Origin of the sequence: Micromonospora echinofusca (assembly GCF_900091445.1) — a bacterium.
GTDB lineage: Bacteria > Actinomycetota > Actinomycetes > Mycobacteriales > Micromonosporaceae > Micromonospora > Micromonospora echinofusca.
In genome coordinates, this window is the sequence record NZ_LT607733.1 from 1,241,239 (window position 1) to 1,259,065 (window position 17,827).

The following is a 17,827-nucleotide window of genomic DNA, read 5'->3' on the forward strand; positions in this document are numbered from 1 at the left end:
GGTCCACTTGCCCGGCCGCAGCCGGTTCGTTGGAGGCCCGAAGGTGGCTCCGCCGCCGATGCGGTGCTCATTGCGGGCACCGGTCGGCCGAAACTAGTGGTGATGGCCGCCTCCGGGGCCGTTCTAAGGGAGTGGTCGTTGCCGGATCCGGTGGTCTTCCCCGATGGCGCCGGCAGCTACGGAGTCAGCAACGATGGCCGTGTCACGTTCCTCAGCGGTCGACGCACGGTCATGACTTTTCACCCGGTGAGCGGTGTGCAGGTGCTGTGGCACCACGAGCGTGATCTCCGCCCACAATCGCCGATCCTCCACGGCGACACGCTGTGGCTCGTTGAGGACGACGGCATCTCGGTCGTCGACCTGAATCATGGTGCCGTCACCGACGTCCGGCACCTACCGCACGGCGCTGTCTGCGCTGCGGCCCTGGTGTCCGGCGGTGTGCTGTTCGCCTTTGCGGACGGTTCGCTGGTCACCATCGACCGCGCCGGCAACGTCGCCGCCCGCTTACGGCTATCGACACGGATTGGCCGGCTGGTCCCCGGAGACAGCGGTCTGACGCACGCAATCGGCAAAGGCCACATCATCACGCTACGGCCGCGCCCGTAGGAACCTCGACCGGCACCCAACCACATCCTCGCTGCCTACATGGCTTCTGGAACTCGAGCAGCCGCTCACGGCTCTGCCGAGATGAGTGCGTAGAGGACTCGCGTCGCTGGACGCATCGGGGGTAGTCCGGATCCATGCGCAACGCAGAACCGCGGATACTGCGACACGCACGGCGTTGCCAGAATCGGCGGTACGGGTTCACGGGCGCGATGGGCAGCCATCGTCGATCGCTTGTCGTCCTCCTACGCCGAAACGTTCGCCGCAGAGTTCGCGCGTGTGGCCTTCCGCAGAGCGAGGCGGCCACGGGCGATCGCTGCTCTGGTCCGGGCTGCGGAGGAGATGTCGGCCGAGGGCGAGCACACTATCGCAGAGGCCCTATACCGCAAGGCGGCAGAAGCCGGAGACGACCGGGCCGTCGTGAAGCTGGTCAACTGGCCCGGTATCCGGGAGGACCCCGCTGCGATGGAGGCCGTATATCGGGCGGCGATCACGGCCGGTGACGTTCAGTCGGTGGCGTCTCTGGCGGCGCTGCGCACCCGGCAGGGAGACACGGCCGAAGCTCGCGTGTTGTTCACGAAGGCCATCGAGTCCGGCGACGTCAACGCGTTGACGATGTATGCAGCCTTCCTGCGCAACCACGGCGAGCCCGGCGAGCTCAATGAGGCGATCGAGCATCGCCGTCGCCAGATGGCGGCCGGCGACACCGGTGCTCTGCCGATCCTCGGCGCGCTCTTGCTGACGGCGCCGCAGCGACAGGTCGAAGCGGAGGCCGTGCTACGTCGAGGTGCCGCGCTGCTGGAGAACCGTTGCCGATGCCTGCTCGCTGCGCTGCTGTCGGACCGGGGTGCGACCGCTGAAGCAGCTGAGTTGGTCCGGCGGGTACGCGCCACCGGTGACGACCTGGTACGTAGCTACGCCGAGCAGCTTGCGGAGGAGTACGAGTTGCCCTCCTGATCTCTCGGACCAACAGCAGTACGCGTCGGGCGGCCCTCGCGACTGAACATCCGGATCTGCCGCGATCCGCTCGATGTGTTCGCGGCGCCAGTCCGCTGAAGTGACCTCGGACGCTACGGGAGGTGGGGAGGAGGCCGCGCGCCCGTCGGGAGCGATCGACAATGGCCGCGTGCTTTCCGACGTTCTTGCCTACTACAAAGACCTCGTGACCACTGGACTGCCGGTGGCGATGTGCTGGAAGGTGGCACAGCCGCTCGGCGCTGCCCTGACCCTCGAGGACGTCGCGTCCCGCCTTGGTGGCGACCCCGACGATCTCGAAGTGCTCGACCTGTCCGAAGCCTACGAGGTCGGCCCGAACGACGGATGGGTCCTGCATCTCGATCAGGCAGGCCCTGCTGTCACCATCTTCGAGAACAACGGCTTCCAGGGCACCCGCCCGGAGGTGCTGCGGGCGCTCAGCATCGACGCGAAGGTTCACAGTGCCTGGTGGGATGTCGACGCGATGACACGGTTCAGCTTCGCCACACAGGGCGAGCTCATCACCGCGATGGAAGCTGGCTGGCCACGCGCAGGAGTCAGACCCGACGCGCTCGACGCCGAGCTTGCTGATCTCTACGACGCCATGCGGACTCCCGGTCTACGGGTGGCAGGAATGCTCGCTGCCATCGAGCTCCGTACCGGTATCCGTCTCGATCGCGACTGGTTCGACCGCCCACACGAAGCCATCGTGATTGCTCGCACGTGAACCAGAACGGCGCGGCAGTGCCGACGCCCTTCCGCTGATCAGAGGGCGTCCTGACATGGACACCCGCCGGCTTGGCCTCGAAGATCACAGATGACACACGCACATCCGCTCCTTGGCGTGAGCGCTAGATCTCTAGCCGCAGTCCGGCCCATCGGTCGAGCCATCCCTTGGCCTCCACGCGGCGCTGTACCTTCGCGCGGCCCGCTGCGTTGTCGAAGGCTGGAGAGGGGCGGACGACCATTCCCACAAGGTCAGCCAGCCCGTGGCAGGACACCAGGCGAACGGAGTCACCCCGAAGAGTAACCGCGACGCACGTCGCCGTTTCGGGCCAGCGCGATATCGCGTCCAAGACGGACGTGTAGGGCTCATCGCCATTGCGCAGATGCATCCGTGCTTGATTACGAATCTCCCACGGCACCCCAGGCAGGGCCGCCATGGCTCGGGCTTCGGCGCGTGCGTCCTCGCGCGGGTCCAACTTCTCCGGGTCGAAGTAGGCGACATCCACGTCGCGCTCCGGCGAGGCCGGGAGGTTGCTGATCGCGTCCCAGACGCGATTGCGTACGAAGCCGGCACCGATCCACCAGTCCGGTATTCCGAGGCCGGCCGTAGCCCGAAGGACTCTCATCGCTCCCGGGTCCGACTCGATCACGCCCACGACGTCTTGCGCGCTCATGACCACCCCAGGGACCCTACGGCGTGTTTCAGAGGTCGTGGGGTCTGATCGCAGTCCTGGTGGCGTTCTGGCTGACGGAGACGTGGGAGCCGCGGCGGTCGAGGTCGCTCCGGCGTGGCGGATGCCGACGTGGACGCGTGGATCAGTTCGTCGCTGAGCGTGGAGCCACCCGGCTGGCGGTCGCGCTCATACCAGTTCGGCGATCACCGCGCGGACCATCCGGCGGCCGTGCTCGGCCATCCGGGGAAAACTGTGCCGGTAGTAGTCGACGCCGGTCAACGACGGTGCGAGGGCCCAGCCGCAGGCGCGGCGCCAGATGGCGTCGTCGTACCCGACTGCCTTCCGGTACGCGTCCCGGGCCGCGCCGGTGAAGGTCCAGAGGGCCGGCGCCACGTCCGGTGCCGGGTCGCCGACACCGAGTGCGCCAAAGTCGACGACCGCAACCAGCCGGCCGGCGTCGGTGATCAGGTTGCCCGGCTGGAGGTCGCCGTGGATCCACACGGGGTCCCGGTCCCAGTCGGGAGCGGCGAGGCAGGCGTCCCACGCGGCCTCGGCCTCGGCCACGTCGAAGCCGTCGTCATGCTCGGCGAGGCGGGGCAGCACCCGGCGGACGCCCGCGTCGACGTGACGCAGTGCGGATCCGCGGGAACCCGGTGGCTTGACCGGGCCCCCGGTGGTCTCCACCCGGTGCAGGGCCCGGACGAAGCCCGCGACGTCGCGGGCCAGGGGTACGTCGTCGCAGCCGAGCCGGGGAGGCGTGTCTCCCGGGATCCACGGCACCACCGTCCACCGCCACGGATACTCCGCGCCCGGCTCACCGAGGTGCAGCGGAACGGGGATCCGTACGGGTAGGTGGGGCGCCAGCACGGGCAGCCATCGGGCGTCGCAATCGGCCTGGTCGACCGCCGTGGCAATCTTGGGCATCCGGGCGACGAGGTCGCCGCCGATCCGGAACAGGACGTGGTCGGTGCCCTCCAACTCCCCGGCCAGGGCCGTCACGGGAAGGTCGGCCCACTGCGGGCACTGGGCCGCCACCAGCCGGCGCACCTGACCGACGGTGGCGCGGACCTCGTCATCGTGGATGGGCACGAGCGGCACGGTAGTGCGGCGGGCCCGCGCGGTGCCAACCGATCAGCCCGGTCACGCACTCTGGCCGGGGCTCGTGCCTGGTGTAGCGAAGGGCCACCACAGGAGCGAGCCCGACCAGCAGGCCGTCGCAGTGCGAGCAGGCGAGCGCGACAGGGGGGCCGCCGGAGTCATCGTCGGCCCCCCTGTCGGGGTCAGCTCGCGCAGACGGCGTACGCGCGCACCTTCCAGTTGCTGCTGAAGCCGTTCTCGTCCTCGGCGGCGGAGACGGTCACGGTGGTCGACGTGGTGGCCCGCATCTGGGTCAGGCGCACCTGCCCGTCGCCGCCGAGGATCTCGCCGCCCACCCCGTGCACCCGCTTGCCGGCGGGGCAGGTGGCCGTGATCGACCGGGTGGCGGCGGAGCTGTAGACGCTGTCGTCGATCACGCGCTGCTCGCCGGGCAGCGGGTCGGCGCAGATCGCGGTGGCGTCCAGCCACCACGTGTCGGCGAAGCCCGTGCCGTCCTCGGCGCCCGCCACGACGACGCTGTTCTGGTGGATGCGCAGGTCCTCCAGGACGACCTCGCTGTTCGCCGCCCCGACGACGGCGCCACCGACCCCGATGGCGTGCTTGCCGGCCGGGCAGGACTTCTCGAACCAGTTCGACGTGCCGAAGCTGGGCGCCGAACTGCCGGACACCATCACCAGACCGGCCGGCGGCGTGGCGCAGATCGCGTTCGCCGTGACCGCCCAGTTGCCGCCGACGCCGTTCTCGTCCTCCCGGCCGGTCACCGAGTACGCGTCCCCGCCGATCAGCGGCCGCATGATGTCCATGCCGACCTGCCCGAGGCCGGAACCGGTGATCGCGCCACCGCCACCGATGACCTTGGTGCCGGCCGGGCAGGTCGTGTTCTGCGTCTTCGCGCTGCTGTTGCTGGGGCCGGTCGTCGTCCTGATGCTCAGGCCGGGCACCGCCGCCACCGGCGCGGCGAGGGCAAGCTGGCCGAGTACGAGCGCGCTCAGCGCGGCCCCGCCCACGGTGGCCGTCCGACGCGCCCACCGGATGTGCTTCGATCCTTCTCGCATGGTGTCTTCCCTTCGGGTTGTTCGTCGCGATGACACCGGTAGGAGTCGGGGCGGGTCGGGATGCCAACAGAAACTCCGAAGAAAAAAATTCCGCCGCTTTACTGGACCCGTCGACGAGCAGCGAGGGACACGGATGGACACGGCGGCACAGGACGACTCCACACTGGTCGAGGCGCTGCGGCGCGGCGAGCGGGCCGGGCTGGAGGGCATGTACCGGCGCTACGCCGACCGGCTGTACACGTACGCCCGCACCATGCTGCGCGAGCCGGAGGCCGCCGCGGACGCCGTCCACGACGCGTTCCTCGCGGCCAGCCAGCGCATCGGCCAGCTCCGGGAGCCCGACCGGTTGCGCTCCTGGCTGTACGCGATCGTGCGCAACGAGTGCCTCCGGCAGCTCCGGGACCGGTCCCGCTCCCTGCCGCTGGAGGAGGCCGACGAACCGGCGGCCGACATCGCCGACCCGGGCACGGGCGTCAACGCCGAGCAGGTACGCGACCTGGTGCACACGGCGGTCGCCGCGCTGAATCCGGGCGACCGTGAGGTGGTCCACCTGGCCATCCGCCACGACCTGTCGTCCGCCGACATCGGCACGGCCCTCGGGGTGCCCACGAACCACGCGCACGCCCGCCTGTCGCGCGCCCGCTCGCAGCTCGAACGGGCGCTGGGGGCGCTGCTGGTGGCCCGCACCGGGGCCCGGGACTGCCCGACCCTCGCCGGCCTGATCGACGGCTGGCAGGGCCGGCTCACGCCGACGCTGCGCAAGCGGGTCTCCCGGCACATCGAGAGCTGCGCGGCGTGCGGGCTGCTGCGGCGGGAACAGCTGAGCCCGGCCGTGCTGCTGTCGGCGTACACGGCACCGGCCTTCCTGGTCGCCGCCGACACGGTGTGGCCGCGACTGGCCGAGACCTGGACGACCGGCGTCGGGGCCGATCCGGCGCCCGGCGCGGAGCCCGACCCGGCGGGCGCGGTCACGGCCGACCCCTCGCTGGCCGCCCCGGCGTCGTTGGCCGCCCCGGCGTCGTCGGCCGATCCGGCCGATCCGATGCCGTCCGCGGATCCGGCCGATCCAGCGTCGTCGGTCGATCCGGGGTCCTCGGGTGGTGTGGCGGCGGATCCGGACGGTGTGGTGGCGGTACGCGGTGCTGCGCATCCGGTGCGGACGACCTCGCCTGCGAACCGCAAGCGGCACCGCCGGCGGATGGCCGCGACCGTGGCTCTGCTGATCCTCCTCGCCGCGCTCGGGACCTGGGCGGTGGCACCCGGGCGCCCGACCGCCGCGCGGGACGCCTCCGACCAGCCGGTGTCGCAGACGCGCGGACCGGCGGCCGGCGATCCGGCGACGCCCGCTTCCGCGCCGCCGTCGGCCACGAGCGCCGGCACGCGGGCCGCCGAACCGCCGCCGGCCGGCGCCGCCGGTTCGACGCCCGGGCCCGTGGTCGCGCCGGGGGACGGCGACGGGGCCGCAGGGGCCGACGCGCCCGACGCCGTGCCGGGCGGCCCCGCACCGTCGCCGACCGGGGCGCCGTCCAGGCCTCCGGCCGCGCCCCGGCCGACCGCCACACCGCAGGTCGCTGCGGCGTTCACGGTCTCCGCCACCGCCCACGTGCGGTGCGGCTCCGACACGTACGCCCTCGTCGTGCAGGCCACCGGCAGTGCCGCGCTCGGCGGCGCCGAGGTTCGCTGGACGCCCAACGGGGGCAGGACGTCGGTCCGGGCGATGACGGTGGACGGTTCGGCCGCGCGGGTGAGCGTCGGGCGGCTGCGCGCGCCGACGCTGACCTGGTCGGTACGGGCGACGGCCGCGGACGGTCGCACGGCACAGAGCCCGACCCGTACGGTCACCGACCCGTGCGTCCGGCCGGGCTGACCCGGTGCCGGCATGGACGTCGGCGGCGGATGAGCGCCGGTCGGGACCGGCAAGCAGAACGTGAGTCCTGTTTGTCCTTGCCGGACGGTCCGGGCCGGACGGCTGAAATACGGCGTCGGGGTGACGCTGAGACTTGAGTCGATGACCGTCGAGCAGTACCTCCGGTACCGGCAGCAGGCGGAGGCGAGCTACGCGCGGAACATCGCCGACTCCGGCGCGATGCCGGCGCCGGAGGCCGAGGCGAAGGCGCAGGAGGACTACGCGAAGCTGCTGCCCGACGGTCTGGCGACGCCGGGGCACCACTTCTGGACGGCCTACGACGGCGACGACGAGGTCGGCATGCTGTGGCTGCACGTCGAACAGAAGTCGGACGGCCCACACGCCTTCGGCTACGACTTCGAGGTGCGGCCGGACCTGCGGCGCAGGGGTTACGGGCGGGCCATGCTCCAGGCCGTCGAACAGCGCTGCCGGGAGTGGGGGGTCCGCTCGATCGGCCTGAGCGTCTTCGGCTTCAATTTGCCGGCGCGCACGCTCTACGAGCAGATGGGCTTCGAGGCGACCGCCATCCAGATGCGCAAGCGGCTGTAGCCCGGCGGTGCCGTCACCACGGGCATAAGCGCCCGGACGGCCCGCGGACGTCGTACGCCCGGGGTTGGATGGGGCGGTGAGCTACGCGGAGGTCCACGGGCTGCGCCTGTGGCACGAGGAGCACGGCACCGGCCGTCCGTTGCTGTTGCTGCACGGCGGCTTCGGGTCGGTGGAGATGTTCGCGGCGGTCCTGCCGGCGCTGGCCGCGCGCCGACGGGTGATCGCGGTCGACCTCCAGGGCCACGGGCGCACCGCCGACGTGGACCGCCCGCTGCGCTACGAGTCGATGGCCGACGACGTCGCCGCGTTGATCGACCAGCTCGGCCTGGCCGAGGCCGACGTGATGGGCTACTCGCTCGGCGGCGGGGTGGCGTTGCGTACGGCGATCCAGCACCCGGCGCTGGTCCGCCGGCTGGTCGTCGTCTCCGCGCCGTGCAGGCGGCAGGGCTGGTATCCGGAGGTGCTGGCGGGCATGCCCGAGCCCGACGAGGCGGCGGGCGAGCGGATGCGCGGCACCCCGCCGCACGAGCTCTACACCCGCATCGCACCCCGGCCGGGGGACTGGGCGCGGCTCTGGGCGAGGACCGGCGAGCTGCTGCGGCGCGACTACGACTGGTCGGCCGAGGTGGCCGCCCTCACCGTGCCCACCCTGCTCGTCTTCGCCGACGGCGACTCGGTCAGCTGCGCGCACATGGTGGAGTTCTTCGGGCTGCTCGGCGGCGGCCACCGGGACGCCGGCTGGGACGGCACCGACCGGCCGGCGTCGCGGCTCGCCGTGCTGCCGGGGCTCACCCACTACGACATCGTCGCCTCGCCGGCGCTGCCCGCCGCCGTCCTGCCGTTCCTCACCCACCCGGTGTCGCCGCCCGGCTGAGGCCGACGTCGAACGGCTAAGCGGCCTCGGCGGGGCGGGCGTAGTGGAGGATGACGACCCCGCTGTCGAACGGGCGGGTGTCGACCAGGTCGAACCGGCGCGGATCGAACCCCCGGGCGGTGAGCGGGATGCCGCTGCCGACCACGTACGGATTGAGCTTGATGATCAGCTCGTCGACCTCGGGCAGGAGTTGGCCGGCGAGCTGGGCGCCGCCGCAGAGCCAGATGTCGCGGCCGGGTCGGCTCTTCAGCTTCCGGACGAAGTCCACCGGGTCGGTGGAGACGATCTTCACCTCCGGCTCGGCGGCCGGCGGCAGGGTGCGGGAGAAGACGTACTGCTTCAGGTGCGCGTACGGGCTCGTGACGCCCATCTTCAGCGCCGGGTCGTAGGTGGCCCGGCCCATCACCACCGCGTCGAAGCGGCCCGTCGGCTCGTCGATGCCGAACTGCGGGTGGGCGAACGTCGGGAGCGTCTGGGACCAGTTGGCCGCCAGGTGGGCGGCCAGGTCGGGGTCCAGCGGGAAGAAGTCGTACGACCCGTCGGGGGCGGCGATGAAGCCGTCGAGGGTGCTGGCGACGTAGTACACGAGCTTGCGCAAACCGTTCCCCAATCACTACTGATGTCGTGGATGAAGTTACTACACGCGTAGTGGTTGTTGCTACGGTGTTCTCATGGCGAGGAACGTGGAACGACGGGCGGCGCTGGCCGACGCGGGGTTGCGGGTGCTGGCGGCCACCGGGGCGCGGGGGCTCACCCACCGGGCGGTCGACGCCGAGGCGGGGGTGCCGACCGGCACCGCCTCCAACTACTTCCGCTCCCGCGACGCGCTGCTCGGCGCCCTCGGCGAGCGGATCATGGAGCGGTTCGCCCCCGACGAGCAGGTCCTGGCCGAGCTGGGCGCCCGTGAGCCGTCGCTGGAGCTGTTCACCGACTACCTGCGCTACATCGTCGAGCGGACCACCCGGCAGCCCGACCTCACCCGGGCCCTGATCGAGCTGCGGCTGGAGGCGGCCCGCCGGCCCGACCTGGCCCGGATCCTCGGCGACACCCTGCGTCGGGGCTACCGCGACGACGTCGCGTTCCACCTCGCCTCCGGCTTACCGGGTGGCGCGTTCGAGGTCGCTCTGCTGCACTACGCCGTGGACGGGCTGCTGCTCGATCTGCTCGGCACGTCCATCGAGGCGGGATTCGACCCCGACGACGTGGTCGTGGCGTTCGTGTCCCGGCTGGTCGGCGGTGTCGACCGGTGATTCCGACACAGGGGAGCGCCACCACCCAGCTGCGCGAACAGCTCCCCGACGGGGTCGACAGCGCCGGCGCCCTGCTGCGCACCGCCCGGGTCGGCGACGTCGAGGTGGGGTGGATCTGGGTCGGGCTCCCCGGCGGCCCTGCCGGTCCCCACACCGCGTGGCTCAACAACATAGAGGTGCATCCCGGACACCGTAGACAGGGGCACGGGCGGCGGATGATCCAGCTCGTCGAGGCGGAACTCGGCACCCTCGGGGTGCCGGAGCTGGGCCTGAACGTCTTCGGGTCTAACACCGGGGCCATCCACCTCTACCACAGCCTCGGCTACCGGGTGGCTGCCCAGCAGATGACGAAGCGGCTGCCACCGGCCGGCTGAGCCGCGTCAGGAGTGTTCCTCCGCCCAGCGGGAAACCCACCGCGTCACGCACCTGGGGAGGGAGCGACGGATGACGCATGGCGGCGGACTGACCATCGGTGTGCTCGGCTCGTACGGCGGTCGCAACCTCGGTGACGAGGCGATCCTGAGCGGCCTCCTGACCGACCTGCGCGAGCAGGAGCCGAACGGACGGATCATCGTCTTCTCCCGCAACCCCGAGCACACCCGCATCGCCCACCCCGACGTGGAGGCGGTGCCCTGGGAAGGGGTCAGCCGGACCGACTCGGCACTCGTGCTGGCCCAGCTCGACCTGCTGATCCTCGGCGGTGGCGGCATCCTCTACGACCGGGAGGCCCGCCGCTACCTGCGGGTGGTCCGGGTCGCCCAGGAGCGGGGCCTGCCGCTGCTGACGTACGCGGTGGGGGTCGGGCCGCTCAGCGAGGGCGTGGACACCGGCATGGTGCGGGAGACCCTGGCCAGCGCCACCCAGGTGACCGTACGCGACCAGGAGTCCCGGATGATGCTGGAGGAGGCCGGGCTGCTCAACCCGATCACCGTGACCGCCGATCCGGCGTTCCTGATCGAGCCCGAGGACTTCCCGGCGGAGCTGCTGCGCGAGGAGGGCGTGCCGGCCGGCAAGCGGCTGGTCGGGATCAGCGTACGGGAGCCGGGCCGGGCCGCCGAGCGGCTCGACGTCGACGGCTACCACCGCCTGCTCGCCCAGATCGGCGACTTCCTGGTGCACCGGATCGACGCCTACGTGCTCTTCGTCCCGATGGAGCGCGACGACATCCGGCACTCGCACGGCGTCCTGTCGCACATGGTCGCCGCCGAGCGGGGCCGGATCCTGCACGGCACCTACTCGCCCCAGCAGGTGCTCGGGCTGATGCGCCACTTCGACCTGGCCGTGGGCATGCGGCTGCACTTCCTGATCTTCGCCGCGATGGCCGGCACGCCGTTTCTGCCCCTGCCGTACGCCGGCAAGGTCTTCGACCTGGCCCAGCGGCTCGGGGTGCCGGCGCTGCGCGGCGTGGAGCGGGAGGTCGAGGGGCCGCTCCTGGCCGAGGTCGACCGGCTCTGGGACGAGCGGGACAAGCGGGGTGAGGCCACCGCCCGGCGGGTGGCCGAGGTGTGCGACGAGGCCCGGGGGACCTCGCAGGTCACCCGCTCCGTGCTGGACAGCCTGCGGGCGCGCAGACTGACCCCGGCGGCCTGACCCGCCGGCTCAGACCGCCGGTCCGCGCCAGCGGTAGCACCACCGGTCGGCGTCGACGTCCACGGACTCCAGCTCGTAGATCTCCGCTTCGGCCAGCCCCTTCGCACCGAGGTGGTGATGCGTCAGCGGCGGACGGCCGTTGGGGTCCAGTTCCACGGTGACCGTCTCGCCGTCGGCCACGCCACCCACCAGGGGGATCTCTGCCGTTGATGCCATGCGCCCATCCTGCCCCGCCCGGGGAGAGCCCGCAGCGGATAGCGGGGCAGCGGGCCGGGATGTCTCGGCACTAGGGTCTGTGGATGGCGGAGATGGCGATCGATCCCACCCTCGGCCCCGTGCTGGCCCGCACCGGCGACGAGCGGGCCGTGCTCGAGTCGTTCCTCGACTTCCACCGGGGGGTGCTGCTGCGCAAGCTGCGCGGGCTCTCCGACGCCGACGCGGCCCGCCGGCTGGTGCCCTCGGCCACCACCGTCGCCGGCCTCGTCAGACACCTGACGCTGGTCGAACGGAACTGGTTTCCGTGCCTGCTGGCCCCCGGCCCGGGCGACGTCTACCTCACCTCCGAGGAGGACGCGCTGGCCAGCTTCACGCTCACCGACGACGACACCGTCGAGCGGCTCGCCGCCGCGTACGAGCAGGCCTGCGCCCGGTCCCGCGAGGTCGCCGGCCGGTTCGACCTCGACCACGTCGTGCCGCACCCGCAGCTCGGCGAGGTGTCGCTACGTTGGATCCTGGTGCACATGATCGAGGAGACCGCCCGGCACACCGGGCACGCCGACATCCTCCGCGAGCTGACCGACGGCGCCACCGGCGCGGTCTGACCGCCGCACCGGTCCCGCCGGCCTGCGGCGTCAGCGACGCGGCAGCAGGCCGGGCGGATACTCCATGCCGTCGTGGGTGCAGGCCGCCGCGGCGACCCGGGCCGCGTACGCCGCCGCGTCCGTCAACGCCGCGCCGCGCAGCCGCCCGGCGATCACGCCCGCCGCGAAGGCGTCCCCCGCGCCGTTCGTGTCGAGGACCGGCGCGGGCGGCGCGGCGGCGGGCACCGGGGTCGGGTCGCCCGCGCCGTGGTGCACCTCGGCGCCGTCCGCGCCCCGGGTCACCAGCACCGTACGCGGCGCCAGGGCGGTGGCGAGCGTGCCGGCCCCCGCGCCCAGCCGGACACCACTGACGAAGACGACGTCGGCCACCTCGGCGAAGGGCCGATGGTAGGCGTTCGCCCCGTCCCAGTCGTGCAGGTCGGTGGAGAGGGCGACCCCGTCAGGCAGCGCGGCGCGCAGGGCGGGCAGCAGGGGCAGCGTCCAATCCATGATCGACAGGTGGACGTGGGTCGCCCGCCTGGCCAGCGCGGTCACCTCGCCTGCCGGGAACGGGGGCGGCCCCTGCCAGGGGCGCGGATCGTAGAGCGACATGCGCCGTCCGGCCGGGTCGACCAGGTTCACCGACCGCCGGGTGCCGGCCGGGGCGTCGCCCAGCACTGCGTGCACGCCGGTGCGGGCCAGCGCGGCCCGGACCACGTCACCGGCCGGGTCGGCGCCGATGACGTCGACGACCGCCACCCGCAGCCCGAGCGCGTCCGCCGCGAGGGCCACCCCGGCGCCGGTGTTGCCGATCCGCAGGTCGATCGGGTCGACGGGGACGGAGTCGGCGGCCGGCAGCGGGATCGCGGGCACCCGCACCCGCACGTCGACGCCGAGACCGCCGATCACGAGGAGGTCGTACACGCGCCGACCCTAGCCCGTCGGTGCACCACGGGCCCGCTCTGCCGGCCGCCGCCAATCGGGCGGCCCGTCGGTGCGCTGGTCGGGGCCGGCGGGGGCCGGACCGATATCCTCGCCGGGGTCGTCGCGAGGAGGGGAACGCGTGCTGGTCGTCCACGGGGTCTGGCGCTCCGGCGTCGGGCTCGTCGTCTGGGCCGAGGACAGCACGCTGCCGGTCCACGCGTCGCGCCGCCCGGGCCGGGCGCCCCGGGAACGGCCACACCCGTTCGCCGCCGACCACGCCGCGCTCGCCGCCGCGCTGGCCGCGACGGCCGAGCCGACCGACCTCGGCACGACCCTGCTCACCCTGCCCAGCCGGGCCGGCGCGCCCCTGGACTCGCCGGAACTCGTCCGTCCCGAGGTCGCCGGCGCGGCCCGCGGGGCGGTCACCCTCGCCGGGTGGCGGGTCCCCGTCCTCCGGTACGCCCCCGACGCCGCCCTGCCCCTGCTGCGCGGCCTGGACGCGCTGGCCGCCGTGCCGGGCGCGACCCTTCGTCACCTCGCCGAACTCGCCGACTTCGCGGTGGACCTGACGGCCCGGGGCCGGGTCCTGCCGGGCCTCACCGAACCGTCGCAGGGGCGCGGGGACCGTGGGGTCACCGCCCGGGCGGTGTGGCGACCGCTGCTGACCGGCACGGACGCCGCGTGGGCCCGGGCGCTGGCGCTGGCCCTGCCCCCGGCCGCCCGCGCCGCCACCGGCACCGACGCGCCGGGCCGTCCCGGTGCCACCGCCGGCACGGGCACGCCGTCCGGGCCGGACACCGCGCCGGGCGCGCTGGTCGCCGACGCGCTCGACGCGCTCGCCGACGCCGCCGTCCGGGCCGCCCTGGCGGAGACCGCGCTGGCCCGGGGCGTACGCCCGAACGGCGCCGTGCCGGCCTGGCTGGCCGCGCTCACCGGGCCGGTGCGGGAGTTCGCCGCCGACCCGGCCGGGCTGGACACCCTCCGCGCGGAGCTGGACGCCTGGCAGCGCGACGCGGCCGGCGGCGCGGTGCGGGCGAGCTTCCGCCTGGTCGAGCCCCCGGCCGACGAGGTCACCGAGCCGGTCGTCGTGGTGCCCGCCGACCCGGCGGCGACGGTCGCGACGAGCGGCTCGTGGCGGGTCGAGTTCGGCCTCCAGGCCGCCGACGAGCCGAGCCTGCACGTGGACGCCGGGCAGGTCTGGCGGGCGCCGGGGACCGTCGCCGGACTGGCCGGTCGCGGCGACGACCCGCAGGAGACGCTGCTGGCCGAGCTGGGCCGCGCCAGCCGGCTCTGGCCGGAGCTGGACACCGCCCTGCGTACGGCCACCCCGGAGGCCCTGGAGCTGGACGTCGAGGGGGCGCACCGGTTCCTGCGCGAGGGCGCCCCGGTGCTGCACGCCGCCGGGTTCGCCGTGCTGCTGCCCTCCTGGTGGCGGCGCCCGTCGTCCCGGCTCGGCGCCCGGTTGCAGGCCCGCAGCCGGACCGCCCCGGGCACCGTCGCCACCACCTCCGGCGGCGTCGGGTTGGACGCCCTCGTCGACTACCGCTGGGAGGTGTCCCTCGGCGACCAGCCGCTCACCGCCGAGGAGCTGGCGTCGCTGGCCGCGCTGAAGACGCCGCTGGTGCGGCTGCGCGGGCGGTGGGTGGAACTGGACCCGAAGCGGCTCGCCGCCGGTCTGCGGCTGCTCCGCTCCTCCGGCGAGCTGACCGTCGCCGACCTGCTGCGGCTCGGCCTGACCGACGCCGAGCAGCCGGACGCGCTGCCCGTGCTGGAGGTCAGCGCCGACGGCGCGCTGGGCGACCTGCTCGCCGGGGCGGTGGAGCGGCGGCTCGCCCCGCTGGACCCGCCGCCGGCGTTCCACGGCACGCTGCGGCCGTACCAGCGGCGGGGGTTGGCCTGGCTGGCGTTCCTCCAGTCCCTGGGGCTCGGCGGGGTGCTCGCCGACGACATGGGGCTGGGCAAGACGGTGCAACTGCTCGCCCTGCTCGCCGCAGACCCGCCGGACGCCGGCCCGACCCTGCTGGTCTGCCCGATGTCGCTGGTCGGCAACTGGCAGCGCGAGGCGGCGCGGTTCACGCCGGGGCTGCGCGTACACGTGCACCACGGCGCGGAACGGGCGCGGGGCGAGGCGTTCGGCGCGGCCGTGCACGGCGCGGACCTGGTCCTCACCACCTATTCCGTCGCGGCCCGCGACGCGGTCGACCTGGCCGGCATCGACTGGCGGCGGGTGGTCGTCGACGAGGCCCAGGCCATCAAGAACGCCGCCACCCGGCAGGCCGAGGCGGTCCGCGCGCTGCCGGCCCGGCACCGGATCGCCGTGACGGGCACGCCCGTGGAGAACCGGCTGGCGGACCTCTGGTCGATCATGCAGTTCGCCAACCCGGGCCTGCTGGGACCGGCGGCCACCTTCCGCAAGAAGTACGCCGAGCCGATCGAGCGGCACGGCGACGCCGAGGCGGCCGAGCGGCTGCGCCGGATCACCGGCCCGTTCGTGCTGCGCCGCCTCAAGACCGACTCCTCGATCATCTCGGACCTGCCGGAGAAGCTGGAGATGGAGGTGCTCTGCAACCTCACCGCGGAGCAGGCCTCGCTCTACCGGGCGATCGTCGACGACATGCTTGCGCGCATCGAATCCAGCGACGGCATCGAGCGCAGGGGCCTCGTGCTCGCCGCCATGACCCGCCTCAAGCAGGTCTGCAACCATCCGGCGCAACTGCTGCGCGACGGCTCGGCCCTGCCCGGGCGCTCCGGCAAGCTGGCCCGCCTGGAGGAGATCCTGGACGAGATCCTCGCGGCGGGGGAGCGCGCCCTGCTCTTCACCCAGTACGCCGAGTTCGGCGGCATGCTGCGCGGGCACCTGTCGGCCCGCTTCGGCCGGGAGGTGCTCTTCCTGCACGGCGGCGTCGGCAAGGCCGACCGGGACGCCATGGTCACCCGGTTCCAGTCCCCGCGCGGGCCGGCGATCTTCGTCCTGTCCCTGAAGGCCGGCGGCACCGGGCTCACCCTCACCGAGGCCAACCACGTGGTGCACGTCGACCGGTGGTGGAACCCCGCCGTCGAGGACCAGGCCACCGACCGGGCCTTCCGCATCGGTCAGCGACGCCGGGTGCAGGTCCGCAAGTTCGTCTGCGCCGGCACGGTCGAGGAGAAGGTCGCGGCGCTCATCGCCGACAAGCGCAGCCTCGCCGCCTCGGTCGTCGGCACCGGCGAACAGTGGGTCACCGAGCTGTCCACGACGCAGCTGCGCGAGCTGTTCACCCTGGAGGCCGGGGCGGTGGTGGAGTGAGCGGGCCACCGGCGGAGGGCAGTGGGACGAGCGGCCGCTTCGCCGACTACGGCCCGCCGCGCCGGGTCGACGGCGGCCTGAGGGCACGCAGCACCCGGGGCGCCATCGGCCGGTCCTGGTGGTCGCGGCGCTTCCTGGAGGTGCTGGAGTCCTTCGCCCTGGGCACCCGGTTGACCCGCGGCCGGTCGTACGCGCGGGCCGGCCAGGTGATCCGCCTGGACGTCGCCCCCGGCACCGTCCACGCCGAGGTGCAGGGCTCGCGCGCGCAGCCGTACGAGGTGAGCATCGCCCTGTCGCCGTTCCCGGAGGCGCTCTGGGCCCGCGTCGAGGCGGAGCTGGCCGCCCAGGCGTTCTTCAGCGCCCGGCTGCTCGCCGGCGACCTGCCCCCGGAGCTGGAGGAGCTGTTCGCGGCGGCCGGCGCCCCACTCTTCCCCACCGGCGTGGCGGAGCTGCGTCAGCGGTGCAGCTGCCCCGACTTCGCCGTGCCCTGCAAGCATCTCGCGGCCACGTTCTACCTGCTCGCCGAGGCGTTCGACGCCGACCCGTTCCAGTTGCTGCACTGGCGGGGCCGCAGCCGGACGCAGATGCTCGACCGGCTGCGCGTCCTGCGCGCCGGCGCCGCAGTCGTCGACGACCGGCCGGAGGCGAACGGTGCCCGGCCCCAGGCCGTGCCGTCCGCGACGGACGGTGTCGTGCCGCCGACCCCACCGTCCATGGCGGACGGCGGCACACCGGTGGCCGCACCGTCCATGGCGGACGGTGTCGTGTCCCCGGCCGAGCCGGCCGCGACGGACGGTGCCGCATCCGCTGCCGGGCACGGCGGTGCGGACCGGACCGGACCGGACACCGTGGACGTCCCGCCGGTCGGGGCGGCCCGGGCGCTCGCCGGCCTGCCGGCGGCACCGCTGGCCGAGGCGGTCGACCGGTTCTGGCTGCCGCCGGTCCCGCTACCCGACCGGCCACCCAGCCTGTCGACCGGGCCGGACCTGCTGCTGCGGCAGCTCGGCGCGCCGGCCCCCGCCATCGGCGGGCCCGGCCTGGTCGAGCGGCTGCGGCAGGCGTACCGGCTCCTCGCCCGGTGAGGGCGTACGGGACCCCGGTTCACAGCCAGCGGCGGCGGAACCGCCACATCAGTGCCGCGTTGGCCACCAGGACCACCGCGCAGACGGCCCCGGCCAGCCGCCCGGCCAGCACGGTCGTCGCCGGCAGCGAGGCCCACAGCACGATCGTCAACAGCATCAGCCATCGGCCGCGACGGGCCCGCGCCCGGTTGTCGAGCCGGGCGAAGAACGCCGGATCACTCTCCCGGAGCTGACGGGTGATCTGCTCGAACCTGCGCTGATCCTCTTTGCTGAGCATGTGCCTTCCCCTCACGTGTTCAGCGGTTCGGCGGCATACCCGCTGCGGCGGCGGCTCACGCTCCCGTCCTGCTGCTACTTTGCGCGTCCGGCCGGTGCCCGCCCCGGCCACGCTCGGCGGTGCCTTCGGCGAGCGGGAGCGCCTCAGGGCAGGCTTAG

Annotated in this window: 19 protein-coding genes; 12 read left to right on the plus strand and 7 right to left on the minus strand. The window is 73.6% G+C overall.

Annotated elements, in window-relative coordinates; translation table 11 throughout:
• Nucleotides 1-138 precede the first annotated feature (138 nt).
• The 3 genes from GA0070610_RS05715 to GA0070610_RS05725 all read left to right on the plus strand — a co-directional run bounded on the left by GA0070610_RS05715 (nucleotide 139) and on the right by GA0070610_RS05725 (nucleotide 2,305).
• Nucleotides 139-606 carry a hypothetical protein gene (locus tag GA0070610_RS05715; RefSeq protein ID WP_157747046.1) on the plus strand — a complete coding sequence of 156 codons (468 nt, stop codon included), beginning with the start codon at nucleotides 139-141 and terminating at the stop codon, nucleotides 604-606.
• Between the two features lie 231 nt (nucleotides 607-837).
• The gene (locus tag GA0070610_RS05720; RefSeq protein ID WP_088999048.1) at nucleotides 838-1,560 is read left to right on the plus strand and encodes an SEL1-like repeat protein; all 723 of its coding nucleotides are present in this window, start codon (nucleotides 838-840) and stop codon (nucleotides 1,558-1,560) included.
• Nucleotides 1,561-1,729: 169 nt separating this feature from the next.
• Nucleotides 1,730-2,305 (plus strand): DUF6461 domain-containing protein, encoded by a 576-nt coding sequence (locus GA0070610_RS05725; protein WP_088999049.1) that lies wholly within the window; start codon nucleotides 1,730-1,732, stop codon nucleotides 2,303-2,305.
• Nucleotides 2,306-2,429: 124 nt separating this feature from the next.
• Here the strand turns inward: GA0070610_RS05725 and GA0070610_RS05730 are convergent, their stop codons facing one another.
• From GA0070610_RS05730 to GA0070610_RS30835, 3 genes are all read right to left on the minus strand, one after another.
• Entirely contained in the window at nucleotides 2,430-2,978 is a 549-nt protein-coding gene (locus tag GA0070610_RS05730) for a nucleotidyltransferase family protein (protein ID WP_231925930.1), read from the minus strand.
• 186 nt (nucleotides 2,979-3,164) lie between these two features.
• Nucleotides 3,165-4,067, minus strand: coding sequence for an aminoglycoside phosphotransferase family protein (locus GA0070610_RS05735; protein ID WP_157747047.1), 903 nt, complete (start codon nucleotides 4,065-4,067; stop codon nucleotides 3,165-3,167).
• Between the two features lie 191 nt (nucleotides 4,068-4,258).
• Nucleotides 4,259-5,131: a hypothetical protein gene (locus GA0070610_RS30835; RefSeq protein ID WP_172896410.1), complete on the minus strand. Its 873-nt coding sequence runs from the start codon at nucleotides 5,129-5,131 to the stop codon at nucleotides 4,259-4,261.
• 133 nt (nucleotides 5,132-5,264) lie between these two features.
• On the opposite strand from GA0070610_RS30835, the gene GA0070610_RS05745 reads away from it, so the two are divergent.
• From GA0070610_RS05745 to GA0070610_RS05755, 3 genes are all read left to right on the plus strand, one after another.
• Nucleotides 5,265-6,998 (plus strand): sigma-70 family RNA polymerase sigma factor, encoded by a 1,734-nt coding sequence (locus GA0070610_RS05745; protein ID WP_172896412.1) that lies wholly within the window; start codon nucleotides 5,265-5,267, stop codon nucleotides 6,996-6,998.
• A 120-nt stretch (nucleotides 6,999-7,118) separates the two neighbouring features.
• On the plus strand, nucleotides 7,119-7,586 hold the full coding sequence (locus GA0070610_RS05750; protein WP_157747048.1) for a GNAT family N-acetyltransferase: 468 nt from the start codon (nucleotides 7,119-7,121) through the stop codon (nucleotides 7,584-7,586).
• Nucleotides 7,587-7,662: 76 nt separating this feature from the next.
• Nucleotides 7,663-8,460, plus strand: coding sequence for an alpha/beta fold hydrolase (locus tag GA0070610_RS05755; RefSeq protein WP_088999055.1), 798 nt, complete (start codon nucleotides 7,663-7,665; stop codon nucleotides 8,458-8,460).
• 16 nt (nucleotides 8,461-8,476) lie between these two features.
• Here GA0070610_RS05755 and GA0070610_RS05760 read toward each other — a convergent pair whose 3' ends face one another.
• Nucleotides 8,477-9,058 (minus strand): dihydrofolate reductase family protein, encoded by a 582-nt coding sequence (locus GA0070610_RS05760; protein WP_088999056.1) that lies wholly within the window; start codon nucleotides 9,056-9,058, stop codon nucleotides 8,477-8,479.
• Between the two features lie 73 nt (nucleotides 9,059-9,131).
• On the opposite strand from GA0070610_RS05760, the gene GA0070610_RS05765 reads away from it, so the two are divergent.
• The 3 genes from GA0070610_RS05765 (at nucleotide 9,132) to GA0070610_RS05775 (ending at nucleotide 11,300) form a co-directional block, all read left to right on the plus strand.
• The gene (locus GA0070610_RS05765) at nucleotides 9,132-9,710 is read left to right on the plus strand and encodes a TetR/AcrR family transcriptional regulator (protein WP_088999057.1); all 579 of its coding nucleotides are present in this window, start codon (nucleotides 9,132-9,134) and stop codon (nucleotides 9,708-9,710) included.
• Nucleotides 9,707-10,084, plus strand: coding sequence for a GNAT family N-acetyltransferase (locus GA0070610_RS05770; RefSeq protein ID WP_157747049.1), 378 nt, complete (start codon nucleotides 9,707-9,709; stop codon nucleotides 10,082-10,084). Before GA0070610_RS05765 ends, GA0070610_RS05770 begins: the two co-directional genes overlap by 4 nt.
• 70 nt (nucleotides 10,085-10,154) lie before the next feature.
• A complete protein-coding gene (locus tag GA0070610_RS05775) occupies nucleotides 10,155-11,300 on the plus strand; it encodes a polysaccharide pyruvyl transferase family protein (protein WP_088999059.1) in 1,146 nt (381 codons plus the stop codon).
• Nucleotides 11,301-11,309: 9 nt separating this feature from the next.
• Here GA0070610_RS05775 and GA0070610_RS05780 read toward each other — a convergent pair whose 3' ends face one another.
• Nucleotides 11,310-11,516, minus strand: coding sequence for a hypothetical protein (locus GA0070610_RS05780; protein ID WP_088999060.1), 207 nt, complete (start codon nucleotides 11,514-11,516; stop codon nucleotides 11,310-11,312).
• Between the two features lie 83 nt (nucleotides 11,517-11,599).
• Between GA0070610_RS05780 and GA0070610_RS05785 the strand changes: the two genes are divergently transcribed.
• Nucleotides 11,600-12,121 carry a DinB family protein gene (locus GA0070610_RS05785; RefSeq protein ID WP_088999061.1) on the plus strand — a complete coding sequence of 174 codons (522 nt, stop codon included), beginning with the start codon at nucleotides 11,600-11,602 and terminating at the stop codon, nucleotides 12,119-12,121.
• A 30-nt stretch (nucleotides 12,122-12,151) separates the two neighbouring features.
• On the opposite strand, the gene GA0070610_RS05790 is transcribed toward GA0070610_RS05785, so the two are convergent.
• A complete protein-coding gene (locus GA0070610_RS05790) occupies nucleotides 12,152-13,024 on the minus strand; it encodes a carbohydrate kinase family protein (protein WP_088999062.1) in 873 nt (290 codons plus the stop codon).
• A gap of 139 nt (nucleotides 13,025-13,163) precedes the next feature.
• Here GA0070610_RS05790 and GA0070610_RS05795 point away from each other — a divergent pair, with 139 nt between their 5' ends.
• Nucleotides 13,164-16,310, plus strand: a complete 3,147-nt coding sequence (locus tag GA0070610_RS05795) for a DEAD/DEAH box helicase (protein ID WP_088999063.1) — start codon at nucleotides 13,164-13,166, stop codon at nucleotides 16,308-16,310.
• The gene (locus GA0070610_RS05800) at nucleotides 16,307-17,392 is read left to right on the plus strand and encodes an SWIM zinc finger family protein (RefSeq protein WP_088999064.1); all 1,086 of its coding nucleotides are present in this window, start codon (nucleotides 16,307-16,309) and stop codon (nucleotides 17,390-17,392) included. Before GA0070610_RS05795 ends, GA0070610_RS05800 begins: the two co-directional genes overlap by 4 nt.
• 19 nt (nucleotides 17,393-17,411) lie before the next feature.
• Here the strand turns inward: GA0070610_RS05800 and GA0070610_RS05805 are convergent, their stop codons facing one another.
• Entirely contained in the window at nucleotides 17,412-17,669 is a 258-nt protein-coding gene (locus tag GA0070610_RS05805) for a DUF3040 domain-containing protein (RefSeq protein ID WP_088999065.1), read from the minus strand.
• Nucleotides 17,670-17,827: the final 158 nt, after the last annotated feature.

Bases quoted from the DNA above. Each gene is read 5' to 3' on its own strand.
- GA0070610_RS05730 (WP_231925930.1), bottom strand. From the start codon at position 2,978: ATGAGCGCGCAAGACGTCGTGGGCGTGATCGAGTCGGACCCGGGAGCG.
- GA0070610_RS30835 (WP_172896410.1), bottom strand. From the start codon at position 5,131: ATGCGAGAAGGATCGAAGCACATCCGGTGGGCGCGTCGGACGGCCACC.
- GA0070610_RS05745 (WP_172896412.1), top strand. From the start codon at position 5,265: ATGGACACGGCGGCACAGGACGACTCCACACTGGTCGAGGCGCTGCGG.
- GA0070610_RS05765 (WP_088999057.1), top strand. From the start codon at position 9,132: ATGGCGAGGAACGTGGAACGACGGGCGGCGCTGGCCGACGCGGGGTTG.
- GA0070610_RS05775 (WP_088999059.1), top strand. From the start codon at position 10,155: ATGACGCATGGCGGCGGACTGACCATCGGTGTGCTCGGCTCGTACGGC.
- GA0070610_RS05780 (WP_088999060.1), bottom strand. From the start codon at position 11,516: ATGGCATCAACGGCAGAGATCCCCCTGGTGGGTGGCGTGGCCGACGGC.
- GA0070610_RS05785 (WP_088999061.1), top strand. From the start codon at position 11,600: ATGGCGGAGATGGCGATCGATCCCACCCTCGGCCCCGTGCTGGCCCGC.
- GA0070610_RS05805 (WP_088999065.1), bottom strand. From the start codon at position 17,669: ATGCTCAGCAAAGAGGATCAGCGCAGGTTCGAGCAGATCACCCGTCAG.